Origin of the sequence: Gottfriedia sp. OAE603 (genome assembly GCF_040543965.1) — a bacterium.
Classification (GTDB): domain Bacteria; phylum Bacillota; class Bacilli; order Bacillales; family Bacillaceae_G; genus Gottfriedia; species Gottfriedia solisilvae.
In genome coordinates this window covers 1718645-1736291 of the sequence record NZ_JBEUNN010000001.1, presented here as the reverse complement: position 1 = coordinate 1736291, position 17647 = coordinate 1718645, and the positions used below count along the sequence as shown (strand labels likewise).

The 17647-nt window shown below is 32.3% G+C and carries 26 protein-coding genes; 12 read left to right on the top strand and 14 right to left on the bottom strand.

Features of this window, described 5'->3' with window-relative positions:
- Position 1: 1 nt before the first annotated feature.
- A complete protein-coding gene (locus ABID96_RS08635) occupies positions 2 to 676 on the bottom strand; it encodes a response regulator transcription factor (protein WP_192601650.1) in 675 nt (224 codons plus the stop codon).
- 189 nt (positions 677 to 865) lie between these two features.
- On the opposite strand from ABID96_RS08635, the gene plsY reads away from it, so the two are divergent.
- Together plsY and ABID96_RS08625 are read left to right on the top strand one after the other, a co-directional pair.
- Positions 866 to 1468 carry a glycerol-3-phosphate 1-O-acyltransferase PlsY gene (gene plsY, locus ABID96_RS08630; RefSeq protein ID WP_192601649.1) on the top strand — a complete coding sequence of 201 codons (603 nt, stop codon included), beginning with the start codon at positions 866 to 868 and terminating at the stop codon, positions 1466 to 1468.
- A gap of 150 nt (positions 1469 to 1618) precedes the next feature.
- On the top strand, positions 1619 to 1987 hold the full coding sequence (locus tag ABID96_RS08625) for a hypothetical protein (RefSeq protein ID WP_192601648.1): 369 nt from the start codon (positions 1619 to 1621) through the stop codon (positions 1985 to 1987).
- A 52-nt stretch (positions 1988 to 2039) separates the two neighbouring features.
- On the opposite strand, the gene ABID96_RS08620 is transcribed toward ABID96_RS08625, so the two are convergent.
- A complete protein-coding gene (locus ABID96_RS08620; protein WP_192601647.1) occupies positions 2040 to 2456 on the bottom strand; it encodes an acyl-CoA thioesterase in 417 nt (138 codons plus the stop codon).
- Positions 2457 to 2577: 121 nt separating this feature from the next.
- On the opposite strand from ABID96_RS08620, the gene ABID96_RS08615 reads away from it, so the two are divergent.
- The 3 genes from ABID96_RS08615 (at position 2578) to ABID96_RS08605 (ending at position 5053) form a co-directional block, all read left to right on the top strand.
- The gene (locus ABID96_RS08615) at positions 2578 to 2724 is read left to right on the top strand and encodes a hypothetical protein (protein WP_192601646.1); all 147 of its coding nucleotides are present in this window, start codon (positions 2578 to 2580) and stop codon (positions 2722 to 2724) included.
- A gap of 11 nt (positions 2725 to 2735) precedes the next feature.
- Entirely contained in the window at positions 2736 to 3614 is an 879-nt protein-coding gene (locus tag ABID96_RS08610) for a prohibitin family protein (RefSeq protein ID WP_371870396.1), read from the top strand.
- Positions 3615 to 3769: 155 nt separating this feature from the next.
- Positions 3770 to 5053: a glycosyl hydrolase family 18 protein gene (locus tag ABID96_RS08605; protein ID WP_192601645.1), complete on the top strand. Its 1284-nt coding sequence runs from the start codon at positions 3770 to 3772 to the stop codon at positions 5051 to 5053.
- Positions 5054 to 5105: 52 nt separating this feature from the next.
- Here the strand turns inward: ABID96_RS08605 and tlp are convergent, their stop codons facing one another.
- From tlp to acnA, 5 genes are all read right to left on the bottom strand, one after another.
- Entirely contained in the window at positions 5106 to 5333 is a 228-nt protein-coding gene (gene tlp, locus ABID96_RS08600; protein ID WP_192601644.1) for a small acid-soluble spore protein Tlp, read from the bottom strand.
- A 34-nt stretch (positions 5334 to 5367) separates the two neighbouring features.
- The gene (locus ABID96_RS08595; RefSeq protein ID WP_192601643.1) at positions 5368 to 5508 is read right to left on the bottom strand and encodes an acid-soluble spore protein N; all 141 of its coding nucleotides are present in this window, start codon (positions 5506 to 5508) and stop codon (positions 5368 to 5370) included.
- A 134-nt stretch (positions 5509 to 5642) separates the two neighbouring features.
- Positions 5643 to 5780, bottom strand: a complete 138-nt coding sequence (locus tag ABID96_RS08590) for an FbpB family small basic protein (protein WP_087998271.1) — start codon at positions 5778 to 5780, stop codon at positions 5643 to 5645.
- Between the two features lie 74 nt (positions 5781 to 5854).
- Positions 5855 to 6406: a TlpA family protein disulfide reductase gene (locus ABID96_RS08585; RefSeq protein WP_192601642.1), complete on the bottom strand. Its 552-nt coding sequence runs from the start codon at positions 6404 to 6406 to the stop codon at positions 5855 to 5857.
- 142 nt (positions 6407 to 6548) lie between these two features.
- A complete protein-coding gene (acnA, locus tag ABID96_RS08580) occupies positions 6549 to 9275 on the bottom strand; it encodes an aconitate hydratase AcnA (RefSeq protein WP_192601641.1) in 2727 nt (908 codons plus the stop codon).
- A gap of 218 nt (positions 9276 to 9493) precedes the next feature.
- Here acnA and sspO point away from each other — a divergent pair, with 218 nt between their 5' ends.
- Positions 9494 to 9640 carry a small acid-soluble spore protein O gene (sspO, locus tag ABID96_RS08575; protein ID WP_308464600.1) on the top strand — a complete coding sequence of 49 codons (147 nt, stop codon included), beginning with the start codon at positions 9494 to 9496 and terminating at the stop codon, positions 9638 to 9640.
- Positions 9641 to 9728: 88 nt separating this feature from the next.
- On the opposite strand, the gene ABID96_RS08570 is transcribed toward sspO, so the two are convergent.
- Positions 9729 to 9965 (bottom strand): hypothetical protein, encoded by a 237-nt coding sequence (locus ABID96_RS08570; protein ID WP_087998275.1) that lies wholly within the window; start codon positions 9963 to 9965, stop codon positions 9729 to 9731.
- 379 nt (positions 9966 to 10344) lie between these two features.
- Here ABID96_RS08570 and ABID96_RS08565 point away from each other — a divergent pair, with 379 nt between their 5' ends.
- The gene (locus tag ABID96_RS08565) at positions 10345 to 10479 is read left to right on the top strand and encodes a small acid-soluble spore protein P (protein WP_087998276.1); all 135 of its coding nucleotides are present in this window, start codon (positions 10345 to 10347) and stop codon (positions 10477 to 10479) included.
- Positions 10480 to 10510: 31 nt separating this feature from the next.
- The gene (locus ABID96_RS08560; protein ID WP_087998277.1) at positions 10511 to 10666 is read left to right on the top strand and encodes a YfhD family protein; all 156 of its coding nucleotides are present in this window, start codon (positions 10511 to 10513) and stop codon (positions 10664 to 10666) included.
- A gap of 109 nt (positions 10667 to 10775) precedes the next feature.
- On the opposite strand, the gene ABID96_RS08555 is transcribed toward ABID96_RS08560, so the two are convergent.
- Positions 10776 to 11471 carry a DsbA family protein gene (locus ABID96_RS08555; protein WP_192601640.1) on the bottom strand — a complete coding sequence of 232 codons (696 nt, stop codon included), beginning with the start codon at positions 11469 to 11471 and terminating at the stop codon, positions 10776 to 10778.
- A 148-nt stretch (positions 11472 to 11619) separates the two neighbouring features.
- On the opposite strand from ABID96_RS08555, the gene ABID96_RS08550 reads away from it, so the two are divergent.
- Entirely contained in the window at positions 11620 to 12531 is a 912-nt protein-coding gene (locus ABID96_RS08550) for a CobW family GTP-binding protein (RefSeq protein WP_192601639.1), read from the top strand.
- Between the two features lie 52 nt (positions 12532 to 12583).
- Here the strand turns inward: ABID96_RS08550 and ABID96_RS08545 are convergent, their stop codons facing one another.
- Positions 12584 to 13057 (bottom strand): hypothetical protein, encoded by a 474-nt coding sequence (locus ABID96_RS08545; protein WP_192601638.1) that lies wholly within the window; start codon positions 13055 to 13057, stop codon positions 12584 to 12586.
- A 192-nt stretch (positions 13058 to 13249) separates the two neighbouring features.
- On the opposite strand from ABID96_RS08545, the gene ABID96_RS08540 reads away from it, so the two are divergent.
- Complete coding sequence (locus ABID96_RS08540; protein ID WP_087998281.1) at positions 13250 to 13681, top strand: DUF2621 family protein; 432 nt, start codon at positions 13250 to 13252, stop codon at positions 13679 to 13681.
- A gap of 27 nt (positions 13682 to 13708) precedes the next feature.
- On the opposite strand, the gene ABID96_RS08535 is transcribed toward ABID96_RS08540, so the two are convergent.
- From ABID96_RS08535 to ABID96_RS08525, 3 genes are all read right to left on the bottom strand, one after another.
- Positions 13709 to 14188, bottom strand: a complete 480-nt coding sequence (locus tag ABID96_RS08535; protein ID WP_087998602.1) for a CcdC family protein — start codon at positions 14186 to 14188, stop codon at positions 13709 to 13711.
- Between the two features lie 32 nt (positions 14189 to 14220).
- Entirely contained in the window at positions 14221 to 14589 is a 369-nt protein-coding gene (locus tag ABID96_RS08530) for a response regulator (RefSeq protein WP_087998282.1), read from the bottom strand.
- Between the two features lie 85 nt (positions 14590 to 14674).
- Positions 14675 to 15382, bottom strand: a complete 708-nt coding sequence (locus ABID96_RS08525) for a cytochrome c biogenesis CcdA family protein (RefSeq protein ID WP_087998283.1) — start codon at positions 15380 to 15382, stop codon at positions 14675 to 14677.
- Between the two features lie 225 nt (positions 15383 to 15607).
- Here ABID96_RS08525 and ABID96_RS08520 point away from each other — a divergent pair, with 225 nt between their 5' ends.
- Both ABID96_RS08520 and ABID96_RS08515 read left to right on the top strand, forming a co-directional pair.
- Positions 15608 to 16348, top strand: a complete 741-nt coding sequence (locus ABID96_RS08520) for an AzlC family ABC transporter permease (RefSeq protein ID WP_192601637.1) — start codon at positions 15608 to 15610, stop codon at positions 16346 to 16348.
- Positions 16345 to 16650, top strand: a complete 306-nt coding sequence (locus ABID96_RS08515; RefSeq protein ID WP_192601636.1) for an AzlD domain-containing protein — start codon at positions 16345 to 16347, stop codon at positions 16648 to 16650. The genes ABID96_RS08520 and ABID96_RS08515 overlap by 4 nt, the downstream gene beginning before the upstream one ends.
- A gap of 140 nt (positions 16651 to 16790) precedes the next feature.
- Here the strand turns inward: ABID96_RS08515 and ABID96_RS08510 are convergent, their stop codons facing one another.
- Positions 16791 to 17627 carry an aldo/keto reductase gene (locus ABID96_RS08510; protein WP_192601635.1) on the bottom strand — a complete coding sequence of 279 codons (837 nt, stop codon included), beginning with the start codon at positions 17625 to 17627 and terminating at the stop codon, positions 16791 to 16793.
- Positions 17628 to 17647: the final 20 nt, after the last annotated feature.

The window sequence follows — 17647 nt, the reverse complement described above, 5'->3', positions numbered from 1 at the left end:
TTTACTCCTCAAACTTATAGCCAACTCGTATAACGGTTGTAATATGTTTTGCCTTCTCTCCTATTTTGTGACGAAGTTTTTTGATATGTGTATCGACTGTACGACCATCTCCAACATAATCAAAACCCCAAATATTATTTAATAATTGATCTCGCGTTAGAACGATGCCTTTATTTTCAATTAAATACGCTAATAATTCGAATTCCTTATGAGTTAAATGAAGTTGTTCTCCATTTATATAAGCTAATCTTGAAGAGGTATTGATCGTGATTCCGCAAATCGTTTTTGCATCAGAATCTTCCTCTTTCATTTCCAATGTTCGTCTTAGAACACTTTTCGCTTTTGCAACCAGTATTTTGGGACTAAAGGGCTTTGTAACATATTCGTCAGTACCCATTTCAAACCCTAGTAATTGGTCTTCTTCCTCAGATTTAGCTGTTAACATGATAATTGGAAGATTTGATTTCTCTCTTATATACTTACACACTTCTAGACCATCAATTTTTGGCAGCATCAGATCTAAGATAATTAAATCAATTTCATGTTCATTAAACTTTTTAATTCCTTCCTCACCATCAGCTGCTTCAATTACAATAAAATCTTCATTATGAAAATAATCTTTAACAATCTCCCTTAACCTTTTTTCATCTTCAATTAATAAAACAGTTGAGCTCATTTATTTTCACTTCCATTTATATTTTGAGATATATTACCATGTTATCATAATTATTTGAAACATTTCGAACAGAAGACTTTGAAAAAGATTTATGACGTACATTTCAAAAATCTATTTATTCAATTCAACTTGTGATAAAATGAAGGGAAAATGCACTTATATTTATTTTGTTTGTAAAGGAGCTAGAAAATGAGCTTGTTCATCATTGTACTAGCCTATTTAATAGGCTCAATTCCGTTCGGATTAGTTATAGGAAAATCCTTTTACGGAGTAGATATTCGTCAACATGGAAGTGGAAATTTAGGCGGTACGAATACATTTCGTACGCTAGGTAAAAAGGCTGGAATTATTGTAACACTTGGAGATATATTAAAAGGTACACTAGCGGCATCATTACCAGTTTTATTTCATTATTCAGGCCCAGACTGGTTCAATCCATTATTAGTTGGTTTATTTGCTGTTATTGGGCATATGTATCCTATTTTCGCAGGTTTTAGAGGTGGAAAAGCCGTTGCTACATCCGCTGGATTGTTATTATTTGCATCACCAATTTTGTTTTTAGCACTTTTAATTTTCTTTATTTGCTGCTTAAAAATTACAAAATATGTATCACTTACATCAATGTTATCAGCAATAGCAGGTACAATTGGAGCATACTTTGCTGGCGAACATCTATTATTTATTATTATGATTGTATTAACAATCTTTGTTGTATATCGTCACCGTGCAAATATTACAAGAATTATCAATAAAACAGAACCAAAAGTATCTTTTCTTAGCAAAAAGAAATAAAAATTTTATTCTTTAAATAATACCTTACAAATAGTAAGGTTTTTTTGTTCTCTATTTCATACTATTTGGGAAAATATACAAGTTTTATCATTGATTATTATGTAGATGATATTGTAATGAAGGGTAGGATGCAGTTTATAGGAGGCTATCATGAAATATCATCCGTTTGTTTACTTTTCCGCGTTAAAATGGTGTTCATTCGGGTTTGAATTATTTTTTGGAATGCCGACATTCGGCCGCTTTCTTGTCTTAATTTCTGCTAGTATTCTTCCTCTCATTTTAGGAATTGTTTACTTAATCACATTGTACCTTGCTAGAAACCATGGCCAATTTACAATTGGTTCTATTGCAGGTTTAATTACTCTTTTTATTGAATACATTTCTCCATTAGCGTGGATTATGCATCTTATTACAGCTGTCATATTGCTTGTTGAAAGTATACAAGCAACGATAACGCTTAATAAGAAAGAGTATTTAGTAAGGGATGAAGATGAAGACGAGTTCCTATTAGAAGCATGAGTGTTTTAAATGAAAAGGTAGAAGGTTTTTATCCTTCTACCTTTTTTTACATTTATCCCATCGCCTTTTCGTATGCATCATACCAGTCGGGGAAGGATTTTTTAAATTTGATTGGTCTGAAAGTATCCTTAGATACTAAAACATGTGTAGAGCTTCCGATACAACAGATTTCATCTTCTTCATTTAATATCTCATATTCATAAATAACTTTGAGCGGACCGAGTGATTTTATTTTTGTTTTAATTGTTGGACTTTGACCATATCGTAAACTTTTTTTATACGATACATTCAAATCAATGACAGGAGATATTACTCCTTGTGCTTCCATGTCAGCATAATTAAATCCTAATTCCTTTATTAGTGCAGTTCGTCCAATCTCAAACCATACTAAATAATTCGCATGATATACGACACCCATCGCGTCTGTTTCTGCATATCTAACTTCAACCTTTTTTTCTGAAATAATCATCATACTCACCTCATATTCTTCTATAGAATACTTTACCAAAAAATTAATTTTTGTTCTATTTTAAACTTTGCGTAACCCGTAGATGATATAATGTATGTAACAATTAAGGGAGGTCTCATTCTTGAAAATTATTATAGGTTCAATCTTGATCATCCTTCTTTTTTTATTTGGTATCTGGCTCATCCTATCTCCTACTTTTCAAAAAATTGGAGAAAAGTCAGCAAAAGTTAAAAACATATTAAAGGACGAGGAGGAAAATAGAGAATGAATGTTCAACCAATGGAGCAAAAAAAATCATTTTTTACGAAAAAAGTAATTGGTGGGATGATTGCTGGAATTGCACTTCTTTCTGCTGTGGCAATACCTGCATTATTTATTGAAAAAATAACACCAGGTTATGTAGGGGTAGTTTATTCTCCTAATGGTGGAATACAAAAAAATACATTATCACAAGGATGGAACTTTGTAGGTTTATTTGACAAGGTCACTGAATATCCGATTCGTTTACGTACAGTCGAATATAAAGACGTTGCACTTGCTACTTCCGATGGAAAGCGAATTGAAATGGACTTATCTTATACATATAAAATTGATCCATCGAAGGTTGTTCCAATGTTTAATGAGTTTGGACCAATTGCCATTGAAGAAATTGAAGATACATATTTAAAGAAAAGACTGCAAGATGCAGCTCGAATTGCAGTTTCAAAATACACCGTTCTTCAGTTATATGGTGAAAAATCAAGTAATGCTTCAGCAGATATTGAAACACTTTATAAGGACGATGTGAAGGTGCTTGGCTTCTTTGTTGAGAATCTGACATTAGGTACACCAAAACCAGATGAAAAAACTCAGGAAGCAATCGATGCACGTGTTCAAGCAGCTCAAATAAACGATCGTAAGAAAATCGAATTAGAAACAGCAAAAATAGAAGCTCAAAAGAAGAAAGTAGAAGCGCAGGCAGATGCTGATTCACAGCTCATTCGTGCACAAGGACAGGCAAAATCAAATAAAGTACTACAACAATCACTTACTAAGGAATTAATTGAATATAAGAAAGCAGAAAAATGGGATGGTAAACTTCCTACTGTTTCTGGTAGTGATTCAAATATTATTCAGTTCCCACTTCCACAAAATGAAAGTAACGAAACGAAAAAATAATATTTCTTATAAACCTGGTCCCTTGGCCAGGTTTTTTCTTCCTTTATTCTATATCCATAATCCTTGTTTTTTAGACCCCCTCTTCTATTTCCTTAAAATCGGCATATATTTTTTAATAGCGTAATTCATCATTCCTGTGAAAGGAGATAGACGAAATGCAAATTCACGTGGTTAAAAGCGGCGAAACTGTAATGAGTATTGCCGACTTTTATGGAGTTGACAGGCAAGCACTCATTAACTCAAATGCCCTAACTGCCCCTTATAAAATAATTAAAGGTCAAGCGCTTGTAGTACCTACAACTGGAAATGAATATTTTGTTCAACCTGGAGATAATTTATACGAGCTTGGCTTAACTTATGGTGTTAGAGGAAATCAAATCGCTACTTATAGTGGAATCAGTCCGTACGCAACCTTACATGTTGGACAAAAATTAAATTTACCACCAAGAAAAAAGAGAAATGTTGAATCTATTGGCTATTTACAACCAACTTCTAATCCAATCAGACCTGCTTTAGAAGAAGCCGCTCGGAATGAAGGTAAATTTTTAACATACTTAGCGCATTTTAGTTTTGATGCGAAAAGAGATGGGTCTTTGACAGAGCCAACAATTGGTAATATCCCTCAAATCGCGAAAGAAAACCGAAATATTTACATGATGGTTGTTTCTAATTTAGAAGCAGGAAACTTTTCAACAAGTCTTGCAACAGATATATTACAAAGTCAGGCAGTTCAAGATACTTTAATCAATAATATAATTGCTACATGTAATAAATATGGTTTTAGAGATGTTAACGTAGATTTTGAAGATGTAGCTGCAACAGACCGTGTTGCTTACATTAATTTTTTATCAAAACTTAAATCAAGACTACCTCAGGGAATTATTTTAAGTGCAACATTAGTTCCAAAAACTAGTTCAAATCAAAAAGGTAGATATTATGAAGCACATGATTATGCTGGTATAGGAAAAGTTGTCGATTTTGTAGTCATCATGACATATGACTGGGGCTGGCAAGGCGGTCCACCAATGGCGGTTTCTCCAATTGACCAAGTCCGTAGGGTTATTAATTATGCAAAAACGGTCATTAGCCCTGCAAAAATAATGATGGGACAAAATTTATACGGTTTTGATTGGAAAGTTCCATTTAAACAAGGAACTATGGCTAAAGCCCTTAGTGCTGAAGGAGCAACTAATTTAGCCATCCAAATGACAAACGAAATATTCTTTGATACAAAAGCTAGGGCTCCTTATTTCCGTTATACAGAGTCAAATGGTCAAAAACATGAAGTTTGGTTTGAGGATGCTAGATCAATCCAAGCCAAATTTAATTTGATAAAAGAAGAAAATATTAGAGGAATCTCTTATTGGAAGCTTGGCTTACCATTCATCCAAAATTGGGAATTACTTCAAGCAAATTTTAATATTGTCAAAAGAGGATAAATAAATGCTAGGTATCAATGAGATATACTCATAATACCTAGCATTTTTTTAATCAGTCATTTGCATCATTAAATGCTTGTTCGTCCTTTAATTCACTTTGTAGGGCAGCTAACGCTTCCTCACGACGTTCATTTTTTGCTAAAGCATTTTGACGATCTTGTTCATTTCCAAATTTCATTGAAGCTTCTGCTTCCTTCATATTTTCTCTTGTGTTGTTAATTGCATTTTGAATTTTACTTGCGTTATCACTACGATCATCTGGATTCGGTTTAAATTCCATGTTAAAATCCCTCCGATTATTTTATAGTTCTTATTTAGCCATTATCTACGATTGGTTGTTTCCCAGTTGGGTCTTTGTACTGCATTTGCTTCCCTTTATTTCCACCTGCAGCTTTATTTTGTGTTCCAATATGATTTGGAACAAAGTCTTGAGGATGTTTTTTAGGATTTCCCATATTATCGCCTCCTAGCGATAGTATGAGTTTTCTTACTTTAAATATGTATTTTAGAAATAAAAAAACACCGAGTTAAAAATAACAAAAATGAAAAAGAGAAGGTTCCCCTTCTCTACTCTTTGAATTCTATTTCATTACTCTGCTTTAGCCTTTCTTTCCAGGCGTTCTTCAAGTCTGTCATATATTTTATTTAAAGCTTCTTGATCGTTTAACAGAGAGTTTTTATTTTCTAAAATTAATTCTTGAAACGATTTATGTCTTTTCTTACGCAAATTAATCACCTCTTCTTTTTAAATAGTATTGCCAAAAAAAAGAGTTTTCTTACAGTTTAGTTAATTGAATTTTATTATTTTAGAAATTGATTTAATTGTTTTTCAGTTAAAGGTCCAATTTGCTTATAAATCACTTCACCACTTGGGTTGATAAAGAATGTAGTCGGTATTGAAATAACCCCGTACTTTCGAAAATTATCGCCTTTTTCATCAAGTAAAATTTGATAATGCATATTATTTTTTTTTACGAAATTGTTTACAAAATTAAGATCCTTTTTTTCACCAATAAAATCGGCGACTCCTAATATAACGATATCACTTTTATTTTTCTGATAAAATTTTTCAAGAACTGGAATTTCATCCTGACAAGGTGGGCACCAAGTTGCCCAGTAATTTAATATAACTTTTTTCCCTTTATATGACGATAGCTTCACTTTCTTTTGATCCAATGTCATGAGCTCAATATCTGGAGCCTGTTGACCAACTTGAACACCCATTTTTTGAATTGAAGTAATATAAGAATCATTTTTACTAACTTTCTTTTCTTCTTGCTTTTTTTCAGTTAATTGAAAAATTGAATACCCTAAAGCTATTACTAATAGTAGTAATGGTATGATTTTTTTCATGATTGTAATCACCCTTTTAATGAACTAACTCTATTTAACCATAAAATATAGAAAAAACAAATTTCAAAAAGAAGTTTTCTTAGGATACCCTTTATAAAGAAAAAAAGCACAGTCATAAAGACTGTGCTTTTTATGATGAAAATTAATGAGTTACTTTAGAACCATTTAATTTATCACGTAGTACCATTTGAAGAATTCCACCATGACGGTAGTAGTCAATTTCAACTTCACTATCGAAGCGAGCTACTACATCAAATTCTACTGTTGTTCCATCTTCTCTTGTAGCAGTTACTTTTACAAGATCACGTGGTTTAACATTTTCATCAACATTAACTGCAAATAATTCTTTTCCAGTTAATTCGTATGTTGCAGCATTTTCGCCATCTTTAAATTGAAGCGGTAGAACACCCATTAATACAAGATTACTACGGTGGATACGTTCGAAACTTTCAGCTAGAACAGTTTTAATACCTAATAGGTTTGTTCCTTTTGCTGCCCAGTCACGAGAACTTCCCATACCATAGTCATTTCCTGCTAAAATCATTAAACCTGTTCCATCTTCTTTATAACGCATTGCTGCATCATAAATTGACATAATTTCACCAGTTGGCCAGTAAGTTGTGTATCCACCTTCTGTGCCTGGTGCAATTTGATTACGGATACGGATGTTTGCAAAAGTACCACGCATCATTACATCATGGTTTCCTCGACGAGAACCATATGAGTTAAAGTCAATTGGATTTACACCTTTGCTTTGTAGGTAAAGACCTGCAGGAGTTGATTTACCAATTGAACCTGCTGGTGAAATATGGTCAGTTGTAACAGAATCACCAAATTTACCAATAATTTTTAATCCAGCTAATGGTTTAACTTCACCTGGCTCTTTTGATAAACCTTCAAAGAATGGTGGGTTTGCAATATATGTTGATTCACTATCCCATTTGTATAGAGAATCATCAGTTGTTTGAATTTCGTTCCAACGCTTGTTGTCTTCAAATACTCTTTCATATTCTTTCTTGAATAATTCAGGAGTAACTGTTGCAGCAACAACTTCTTGAACTTCAGCAGATGTTGGCCAGATATCTTTTAAGAATACATCGTTACCATCTTGATCTTGTCCGATTGGCTCAACAGAGAAGTCAATATTTACATTTCCAGCTAATGCATAAGCAACTACTAATGGTGGTGATGCTAAGTAGTTACCTTTAACTTGAGGATGAATACGTCCTTCAAAGTTACGGTTACCTGAAAGTACAGATGTTACTAACATATCATGTTCAGCGATTGCAGATTCCATTTCAGGAGCTAAAGGACCAGAGTTACCAATACATGTAGTACATCCATAACCTACAATGTTAAATCCTAATTGGTTCATGAAAGGAATTAAGCCAGCTTCTTGTAAATATCCACTAACAACTTTAGAACCAGGAGCTAATGAAGTTTTTACATAAGCAGGAACTGTTAATCCTTTTTCAACTGCTTTTTTCGCAACTAAACCAGCACCTAACATTACGTAAGGATTTGATGTATTTGTACAACTTGTGATCGCAGCGATTGCAACAGCACCTGTTTTAAATGTTGTTTCAGTACCATTTTCAAATTTAACTGCAACTTCTTTATCTAAAACATCTTTCGTTAATCCGAAACCTGCATTACCCATTGGCGCAGCAACAGCTTCTTGGAAAGATTTTTTCATTTCAGAAAGTGGAATTAAATCTTGTGGACGTTTTGGACCAGAAAGGTTTGTTTCAATTTCAGAAAGATTAATTTCTACTAATGAACTGAAAGTTGGATCTTCTAAATCAGGTGTATAGAATAAGTCATTTGCTTTGCAGTACGCTTCAACTAATTCAACTTGCTCTTCTGGACGACCTGTTAAACGTAAGTAGTTTAATGCTTCGCCATCAACTGGGAAGAAACCACATGTAGCACCATATTCAGGAGCCATGTTCGCAATTGTTGCACGGTCTGCTAAAGGCATGCTTTGTAAACCTGGGCCAAAGAACTCAACAAATTTATTAACTACACCTTTTTTACGTAAAACTTCAGTAACTTTTAAAGCTACATCAGTTGCAGTAGTTCCACTTGGAAGTGAACCAGTTAATTTAACCCCAATTACTTCAGGTACTGGGAAATATGATGGTTGGCCAAGCATACCTGCTTCAGCTTCAATACCACCTACACCCCAACCTAATACACCAATACCATTGATCATTGTTGTATGAGAGTCAGTACCTACTAATGTATCTGGGAATGCAACGATTTCACCATCTTCATTTTGAAGTGCATGAACAACATTTGCTAAATATTCTAAGTTAACTTGGTGAACGATACCTGTTGCTGGTGGCACAGCACGATAGTTATTGAATGCTTTTTGAGCCCAGCTTAAGAATTGGTAACGCTCTTCATTACGTGAAAATTCTAAATCCATATTAAAATCAAGTGAATCCAACGTACCAGCTTTATCTACCATTACTGAGTGGTCAATAACAAGATCAACTGGAATTTCAGGATTAATTACTTCTGGATCTCCACCCATATCTGCCATAGCTTTTCTTAAAGAAGCTAAATCTACAACAGCAGGAACACCAGTAAAATCTTGTAAGATTACTCGTGATGGTTTGAAAGGAACATCTACATCTTGTAGTTCAGTTGTTCCCCATTTTGCTAAGTTTTCAACATGTTCTTTTTTAATTACTCTGCCATCTACTTGACGAAGAACTGACTCTAATAATACCTTGATTGAATAAGGTAATTTGCCAATTTTGGCAACACCAGCTTCCTCAATTGCTTTTAAGCGATAATAATGATAAGTTTTGCCGTTCGCAGTAAAAGTCGAACGTGATTGAAAAACGTCATTTTTCCCCATGTTTCTTCCCCCTATTAAGCATAAAATGTCTGAATTTATTTTATATCCAAACTTTTCAATACCTTACAATAATATCTTATTACAATGTATATCATAAGTAAATAACAAGTAACTTATCATTTCTAATAAGTAAAACTTATGACCAAATATCAATGACAAATTTCGCGTATTCCGAAAAAAAAAGGTAACACTAATAAATGTGAAAAGGAGGGATTATGATGTCAAGACGTAAGAATAATGTTGGTAGTGGTAGATCTGCCTCACTCGAGCAAGGAAAAGCAGCTGGTTTTAATGAAGAAACTGCACAAGAGCCACTTTCAGCAGATTATAAATTAAACAATAAAAAAACAAAGAAAAGACAATAAGCCAAGCAAAAAAAACAAGCAATTTCAATACTTTGAGATTGCTTGCTACTTTTTCTTTATTATTTTATCACAAAAACAATCATAAAAATTAATCTACATCATCTTTATGACGTGGGAATATTTTCTTATCTATCGACTTTGGTGGGATTAGATATATAATCTCCCCAGTTCCTTTTGTATCTTTATTAACTTCATTATTTTTTCGGTTATAGTATTGGTAAAAATTAACTACATTTTTTTGCCTCTTATTATATTGAAGTTTTCTAATCAAAAAATAGAGTACGATAATACCGGAATATATGAGACAAATAGTTAAAGCTTGCATAATCAGTCTCCTCTTTCATTTTGACTACTACTAGTATTGGTTAAATTACTTGTTTCATACATAAAAAGAGTCAGACAAACAAAAGTTTTGAACTAATATTCTATTATTATAGGCTATACCATATTTCTTCAAATAATTGATTGTCATTATTTTTACATGGTTTCACTTTCATATTTACTAATATAAAAGCAGTTTGAAGATTATATATATGAAACCAACTCTCCCCCTTTGTTATATGTATTTTATATATATGAAAAATGTTATTGAAAATTATAAGTAAAATTGATTAAAACGCTTTCATTTGAAATTTAGTAAATTTTACATAGTAGCATATTTTTTCATTTAGAACTAAAGCTATTATTGAAGGCAGGTGACAATAATGGCAAATAAATCAGTACGCCGAAACAGTGCGATTGAAAATGAAAGTGGACAACCAAAACCATTAAGCGGTTCTCATAAAGTAAAGAACCAAAACCATACTAGGCAGAAAAAACATAGTCATCATGACATGTAAATAAATTAATATTTTGCGGAGGGTATTAAATATGAAGAATAAAGAAAATATTAACAACAAATTTAACCGATATGTTGAACCAGATGGACTGGATGTAGAATACTCAGAGGAATTAGCAGATCAAAATGATATTCAAGCACAGGAGCGTTCTGCTGCCGCTGATGCTCGCGTAAAGAAAAAACTATAAATAAAGGTATGGGTTTTTACCTTTTTAGACTGACTGAATGAATTCCTTGATTTTTATAATTTGTCATCAAACGAAAAAGGTATGCGTTATTCGCATACCTTTCATTACTTTATTTATTTAATTCTGCATCAATTGCAGCTTTAATTGACTCTAAACTTGGATCAGCAGTTGCCTTCCCGTTTACAAATACTGTTGGCGTACCTTGAACCCCGTAATGATTACCGATTGCAACATCACTAGATACTTGGCTCATTGCTTCTTTTTTATATAAGTCTTTTTTAAACTTCTCTTCATCTAAATCAGGCATTACAGATTTTGCAAGTTCAGTTAACTTCTCTTTTGTTGCCCAAGTTTTCGTTTCATCCTCTTGCTTTGCATAAATCTCTTCTTGGAATTTCCAAAAAGCATCCTTGTCATAGCTATAGACTACTTCAGATGCTAATGCCGCTAAATTTGAATCTTTAGCGATAAATGGATAATTGATAAATGAAAAAGAAATTAAACCTTTATCGATATATTCTGATTTAATATCAGGAAAAACAATTCTCGTCCAGTCAGCACAAATTGGACATTTATAATCACCAAATTCTACAACTTCAATTTTAGCATTTTTATTTCCAATCGTTGGCTGGTCTTTTGTATTAAACCCGTCCACTTTTACGTCATTCACACCAGAAATTGTCGGATATGATTCTTCTGCTTTTTTATCTTGAACTTTAGAGACATAAAACAATGCTCCTAGTAAGAGTATAATGCCAACAAAAACAGAAATGGCGAATGTTTGATTATTATTCTTTTTTTTCATTACTACTAAGCTCCCCCTACTTTTGTAATGTATATTATTGTATCATAAAGTAGATAAAGCCAACTATTTATAACTTTGTAATAGAAATATATAAAACGATTATTTAGACATAATTTAGACATATTTATCTCGAAAGGAAGATATTTTTTTGAAAAAAACAGAAATCATTATTTTAACAGGTTTTTTAGGGAGCGGAAAAACAACATTATTAAAACAATGCTTACAAACAGAGCTAGCAAATAATCGTAAAATAGCAGTTGTGATGAATGAAATAGGTAAAATCTCAATTGACTCTAATGAAGTGCCCGAGGACGTTCGCTTAAAAGAGTTACTAAACGGCTGTGTTTGTTGTACCATGAAAGATCAACTTGAGATACAACTGTTATCCTTAGTACAAAATAATGAACTTGATTGTATTTATATTGAAACAACTGGGGTCGCAAATACAATAGATGTAGTTGATGCTTGTACCTCAGCTCAAACTGTAGAATCCCTCGTGATTAAAGGCGTTTTATCTACTGTCGATGCTTCACGTTGGTTAACTAAAAATGAATTAAGTCCTACAATTAGATATTTACTCATTCAACAGATTTCATATAGTAATTTATTATTTATTAATCGTTTACAAAATTTATCTACCGACGAAAAAGATCATGTGTTACTTGAAATAAAATCAATCAATCCAAATATAATCATTGAAAATACGAATGTTAATGATTTTTTATCGAAACTAAGCTTTTCAGAAACGACAATCGATCATGAAAAATTTGATGTAAATACATCATTAAAAATCAAAACCTACACTCATGAACAAAATCATTCTTATGATAAACAACAATTTGAAGAATTTCTTAGAAATGCTCCGTGTAATTTATTTCGTATGAAAGGCTATGTTTCATTTAAAGGCGATCCATTATTATATAATGTCCAATATTCAAATGGACTCGTTACCTATGAAAAGGAGTTAATGAAGCTCCCTAAAAGATTAGTTTGTATTGGGGAAAATATTGATCAAAAGCTTTTAGAAATTCAATTAAATAAACTAGAAGTAAGTGAATAATCTCATGTTAAAAGCCAAGTTTCAATTTAGAAACTTGGCTTTTATTTCGTTTTTACATATTGTTTTTATTAACAAGAATAATTAATTCCTCATCAAATTTAATATCCGAACTATGTTTCAATATTTCCTTAATAAATCCTTTGGGATTTTCAAGCGTTAGTAAAATCGGCTGAACTGATTCGTTAATGTGAATTAATAATGTAATTAATTCCTTATTTCTACCATAAACCTCAACTAATTGTTTAATTTCTGTAATATCTTTTATTTTTACTTTTAAAGAAACGAATCCTTTATGAATGACTATTTCATCCTGGTTGATCACTATATCGCTTTTTATCAACCGATATGCAGTAATCATTAATACAACGATTACTACCCCCATCTGTAAATACCCTGTATACTCATTCGCAGTTCCAACTAATAATGATATCAACTTGTACAGAAAGATTAGAAGCAGTGAACATGCGGCCATATAGAATAAAACACTCAGAAAAGTAAAGTGAGAAGAGAATTTCGCCTGTTCCACAATCGTTCGCCTCCTCTACGACTTTTTTAATTGTTTTTTCTACTATATGTATCAAATCCCCAAAATGAAACTAGTACCCTAAAAAAAATGGTCATTTTTTGACAAAATCACTCGTACTTGCTTGATAGTTCCCTCATTTTCTTACTATAATAGTGATATGTTTATTGTTTAATGGAAACAAGGAGGATACATATGTTTTCGGTTTGGTCGCAAATAATGATTGTCATTTGGACAATTTTCTTATTAGGAATGATGTCAATTGGTGGCTACTTCATGTTCAGAAAGTTTTTAAAAAGACTTCCAAAAGAAGATGGCAAATCCATTTTAGATTGGCAAGATGAATACTTACAACAAACAAGACATTTATGGTCTACTGAGCAAAAGGAGTTATTAGAAGAACTTGTAAAACCAGTCCCTTCATTATTTAGAGATGTTGCTCGAGACAAAATTGCAGGTAAGATTGGTGAATTAGCGCTCATTGCTAACGCTACACAAATTACACAAGGTTTAATTATTGAAGGTTATATTAAGGCAACTCCTAAAAGGGATCATGCATTTTTAGTAAAAACCTTAAAGAAAAAAGAAATCGATTTTACTGAGTATCAACATTTACTAGCAAAATAAAAAGTGTACCTTAAAGGTACACTTTTTTCATGTAATAATTGTATTTGATGGAAGCTGTCTTCTCATTTTTGTATAAGATTTATACATCGCTAAACGCCACGGAACAATCATTGAGAATGCAAGTAAGAAAAACATTCCGCTCAATTGACCTACATCGATACTTGAACTTAAATAAAGCTTCATAATAATACGAACAATTAATAAACCAAGTAAGATAAATACGAATGATTTTGATCTTTTTAAATAAATTTCATTTTCTACAATTTCAAACTTCGACGTTTTAATTAAAAATAATGAAAAAAACATTCCGATACAAACTGCCTCAAGTATTTCAGATCCATTTAATCTGAACTCTGGAACGATATACATCAGTGCCCCAGTACTCATGAAAAATGGTGGTAATATAATTTTTCTTAAATTTGTTGGTTTCTTCGCAGCTTTTAAGCGGACAACAATCACACCTAGAGCCATTACTGTCGCTATGACAGTACTTACTATAATACTCATATCCTTACTCATTTCTTCACTACCTTTTTATTTCAATCTTGAAGACTAAATATTCTCTCTAGTGCTGTGATAATTTGAAGATCATGCACTGGTTTTTCAATAAAATCTAATGCACCGTATTGAAGTGCTTCATTAACTACATTATCTTGCGTCATTGCAGATAACATGATAATTTTTGCATCATGGTGATTTTCTTTAATTTCTTTTAGTGCAGTTAATCCATCTTTTAGTGGCATCGTGATGTCGAGTAACATAAGATCTGGTTTTAGTTGCGAATAAAATTTGACGGCTTCTTCCCCGTTTGACGCAAATCCTATTACATCATAACCAGCGTTTTTAACAACTTCTCCAATTTTCGTACGAATGAATAAAGAATCATCTACGATTAAAATCCTTGCCACTACTAAGCCCCCTGTATTAGAGAATATCAGAATATACTTTAACTATAACCTATATATTTTAAGATTACAATTCAACACCAATTGATTAAAACCCAGTAAACCCACCGGTAAATCTCGTAAAATAAATTGTAATTTTTGTCAGCCAATCAAAATATAACATAATCCCCATTAGAATCATAATATATCCACCGAAAACGACAATTTTATGTGAGTATTTTTTAATCCAATTTAATGAGCCTAAATAAAAGGAAAGGACAAAAAAAGGAATCGAAAACCCAAGTGTATAAGCTAGCATATAAAATAGACTAGAACTTGGATTACTAACAGCCAAAGCAAAAACAGATGTTAAAATTGGACCAGTACAAGGTGTCCAACCCGCAGCAAAGGCTAAACCAATTAACATCGTACCTAAATAACCACTTGGTCGTTTCGAAAATTGAAATTGACGGTTATTCATTAAGAACTTCGGTTGAAAGATCCCCGTTACAACCAATCCTAAAAATACAATTAATATTGCCCCTATTTGGCGAATAAAATCTTGATAGCGCATAAAAAATGATCCAATGAAGGACGTACTAAATCCTAACACGATAAAAATAATTGAGAAACCTAATAGAAAGAATAACGTATGTAATAACGTTTTGCTTTTATGTATTCTATTCTCACTTTTTAAATCACCTAAAGATACCCCAGTAATATATGATAAAAACGCTGGATAAATTGGTAAACAGCAAGGAGAAATAAAGGAAAGAAATCCTGCTCCGAATGCAATACCAATATTTAAGTCCCCCATTAACAAACTCCCTTTCTCATTTAAACATTCTACATAACATTATAGTATAATCATATGATAATGTTAATTTTAAATACACTCATTAAAGGAAGAAAAGAATTTTTGTCGAATAATAGTTCAAATATAATTTAATAGACTTGGCACTGATGTGTACCCTTCCTGACTTTGAACTTTAGGATAGGTATTTTACAAATCAACTCCACAACTCTATGAAAGGAGATTTATATGTCAACATTACTTCAGCAAACAAAAAGTACACCTGAAAAAATGAATCGAAGTAAAGAAGTGAAAGAAGGCTTTTTAGCAGCTGTACCTTTAATTATTGGCTATTTACCAGTTGCATTTACATTTGGATTAATTGCAAAACAATCTGAGATTGACATACTAAATACTCTTTCTTTTAGTGCACTTGTCTATGCAGGTGCAAGTCAATTTATGGGTTTATCAATGTATATTGCTGGCATTAGTTTGGTTCAAATATATATTGCTACACTCATTTTAAATTTTAGGAATTTCGTCATGAGCTTGTCTTTTAACAATCAATTCAAAAATTTGCCTTTTTGGCATAAAATCTATTTATCTATTACATTAACTGATGAAAACTTTGCAGTAACAACACTTGGTAATAAAACAAATTCGGGAAGCCAATCCTCCATATACTTAATCACTTTACATACAATTGCTTATGTAACATGGATTTCTGGTACTTTATTAGGCGTTGTTTTTTCTACACTTATCCCTAAAGTAATTAGTGAAAGCATGGGAATATCATTATATGCGATGTTTATTGGACTATTAACTCCAGCAGTTAGAACGAATTGGCGTGCTTGCATCATTGTATTTGTGAGTATGCTATTAAACTTTTCATTTTCACAACTATTAAGTCAAGGCTGGTCACTTATATTAGCATCAATAATAGCAAGTTTACTAGCTATCGTTTTAATGAAAGGAGAAGACAAAAAATGATCGTATTTCTTCTTGTTCTTGGAATGTGTTTAGTCACTATGATCCCTAGAATACTCCCTGTATTTATTGTAGATCGAGTTCAATTTCCAAACTGGGTTACATCGTGGTTAAAAGGTGTTCCATACGCAGCATTAGGCGCACTTATCTTCCCAGGTATATTAACAGTAGAAAAAGGAAATATGAGTGTCGGTCTTATAGGTGGGATTGTTGCTATTATTCTATCAATACTTAGATTGCATATAATATTTGTTGTATTTGGTTCGATTGGGACTGTACTTATTATGAAATTATATTTTATTTAATAATTATGCTCTGTAAAAAAAGACTGTTAATTTTCATTCCAGGTACTTCGTCAAGTAATCATAATCAGTTTCTGCCACTTTAAATATCAAAATATATAGAAAAAAACTTCCAGCCATTAAAAGGTTGGAAGTTTTTTTGATTAAAAGCCGATACTCATCGTATCAGGATGTGAACCGGCACGACTATCGATGTTTAATCCACTGATTCGTTCCATATCTTCATCTTCTAAATAAAAATCAAAAATATTAGCGTTTTCAATGATTCTATGTTCTTTAATCGACTTTGGAATTGTGACAACTCCGTTTTGTAAATCCCAACGCAGAATAACTTGAGCAACTGACTTATTATATTTACGAGCAATTTCTTCAAGTGTTGGATCCTTTAACAGTTGCCCTTGTTTTAACGGTGACCACGCTTCAAGCTGAATTCCTTCTTTTTTACAAAAAGAAAGAAGTTCACTTTGTGTTAAATGTGGATGATATTCAACTTGATTTACCATCGGTTTAATTTCTGAAGAACTCATTAGATCCTCTAAATGGTGAATTTGGAAGTTACTAACTCCAATTGCACGCACACGTCCATCTTTATATAGCTTTTCAAATGCCTTCCATGTCTCCTTATATTTATCCTTTCCTGGCCAATGGATTAAATATAAGTCCAGGTAATCTAAACCTAGTTTTTGAATACTTGTTTCAAAAGCATTTAAAGTGGATTCATATCCTTGATCGGAATTCCAAAGTTTTGTTGTAATAAACAACTCTTCACGGGGGATATTGCTATCTTTAATAGCCTGACCAACACCTTCTTCATTTCCGTATATAGCCGCTGTATCAATACTTTTATACCCATTGCTTAAAGCAGCTTTCACAGACTGTACGACTTCTTCACCGTCATTCACTTTAAATACACCTAATCCTATCCAAGGCATTTCCACACCATTATATAATTTAGTCGTGTCTTTTAAACTCGTTTGCATCAAATTTCCCTCCTATTCAT

Bases quoted from the DNA above. Each gene is read 5' to 3' on its own strand.
- ABID96_RS08635 (WP_192601650.1), bottom strand. From the start codon at position 676: ATGAGCTCAACTGTTTTATTAATTGAAGATGAAAAAAGGTTAAGGGAG.
- plsY (WP_192601649.1), top strand. From the start codon at position 866: ATGAGCTTGTTCATCATTGTACTAGCCTATTTAATAGGCTCAATTCCG.
- ABID96_RS08625 (WP_192601648.1), top strand. From the start codon at position 1,619: ATGAAATATCATCCGTTTGTTTACTTTTCCGCGTTAAAATGGTGTTCA.
- ABID96_RS08620 (WP_192601647.1), bottom strand. From the start codon at position 2,456: ATGATTATTTCAGAAAAAAAGGTTGAAGTTAGATATGCAGAAACAGAC.
- ABID96_RS08610 (WP_371870396.1), top strand. From the start codon at position 2,736: ATGGAGCAAAAAAAATCATTTTTTACGAAAAAAGTAATTGGTGGGATG.
- ABID96_RS08605 (WP_192601645.1), top strand. From the start codon at position 3,770: ATGCAAATTCACGTGGTTAAAAGCGGCGAAACTGTAATGAGTATTGCC.
- tlp (WP_192601644.1), bottom strand. From the start codon at position 5,333: ATGGAATTTAAACCGAATCCAGATGATCGTAGTGATAACGCAAGTAAA.
- ABID96_RS08595 (WP_192601643.1), bottom strand. From the start codon at position 5,508: ATGGGAAATCCTAAAAAACATCCTCAAGACTTTGTTCCAAATCATATT.
- ABID96_RS08585 (WP_192601642.1), bottom strand. From the start codon at position 6,406: ATGAAAAAAATCATACCATTACTACTATTAGTAATAGCTTTAGGGTAT.
- acnA (WP_192601641.1), bottom strand. From the start codon at position 9,275: ATGGGGAAAAATGACGTTTTTCAATCACGTTCGACTTTTACTGCGAAC.
- sspO (WP_308464600.1), top strand. From the start codon at position 9,494: ATGTCAAGACGTAAGAATAATGTTGGTAGTGGTAGATCTGCCTCACTC.
- ABID96_RS08570 (WP_087998275.1), bottom strand. From the start codon at position 9,965: ATGCAAGCTTTAACTATTTGTCTCATATATTCCGGTATTATCGTACTC.
- ABID96_RS08565 (WP_087998276.1), top strand. From the start codon at position 10,345: ATGGCAAATAAATCAGTACGCCGAAACAGTGCGATTGAAAATGAAAGT.
- ABID96_RS08560 (WP_087998277.1), top strand. From the start codon at position 10,511: ATGAAGAATAAAGAAAATATTAACAACAAATTTAACCGATATGTTGAA.
- ABID96_RS08555 (WP_192601640.1), bottom strand. From the start codon at position 11,471: ATGAAAAAAAAGAATAATAATCAAACATTCGCCATTTCTGTTTTTGTT.
- ABID96_RS08540 (WP_087998281.1), top strand. From the start codon at position 13,250: ATGTTTTCGGTTTGGTCGCAAATAATGATTGTCATTTGGACAATTTTC.
- ABID96_RS08535 (WP_087998602.1), bottom strand. From the start codon at position 14,188: ATGAGTATTATAGTAAGTACTGTCATAGCGACAGTAATGGCTCTAGGT.
- ABID96_RS08525 (WP_087998283.1), bottom strand. From the start codon at position 15,382: ATGGGGGACTTAAATATTGGTATTGCATTCGGAGCAGGATTTCTTTCC.
- ABID96_RS08520 (WP_192601637.1), top strand. From the start codon at position 15,608: ATGTCAACATTACTTCAGCAAACAAAAAGTACACCTGAAAAAATGAAT.
- ABID96_RS08515 (WP_192601636.1), top strand. From the start codon at position 16,345: ATGATCGTATTTCTTCTTGTTCTTGGAATGTGTTTAGTCACTATGATC.
- ABID96_RS08510 (WP_192601635.1), bottom strand. From the start codon at position 17,627: ATGCAAACGAGTTTAAAAGACACGACTAAATTATATAATGGTGTGGAA.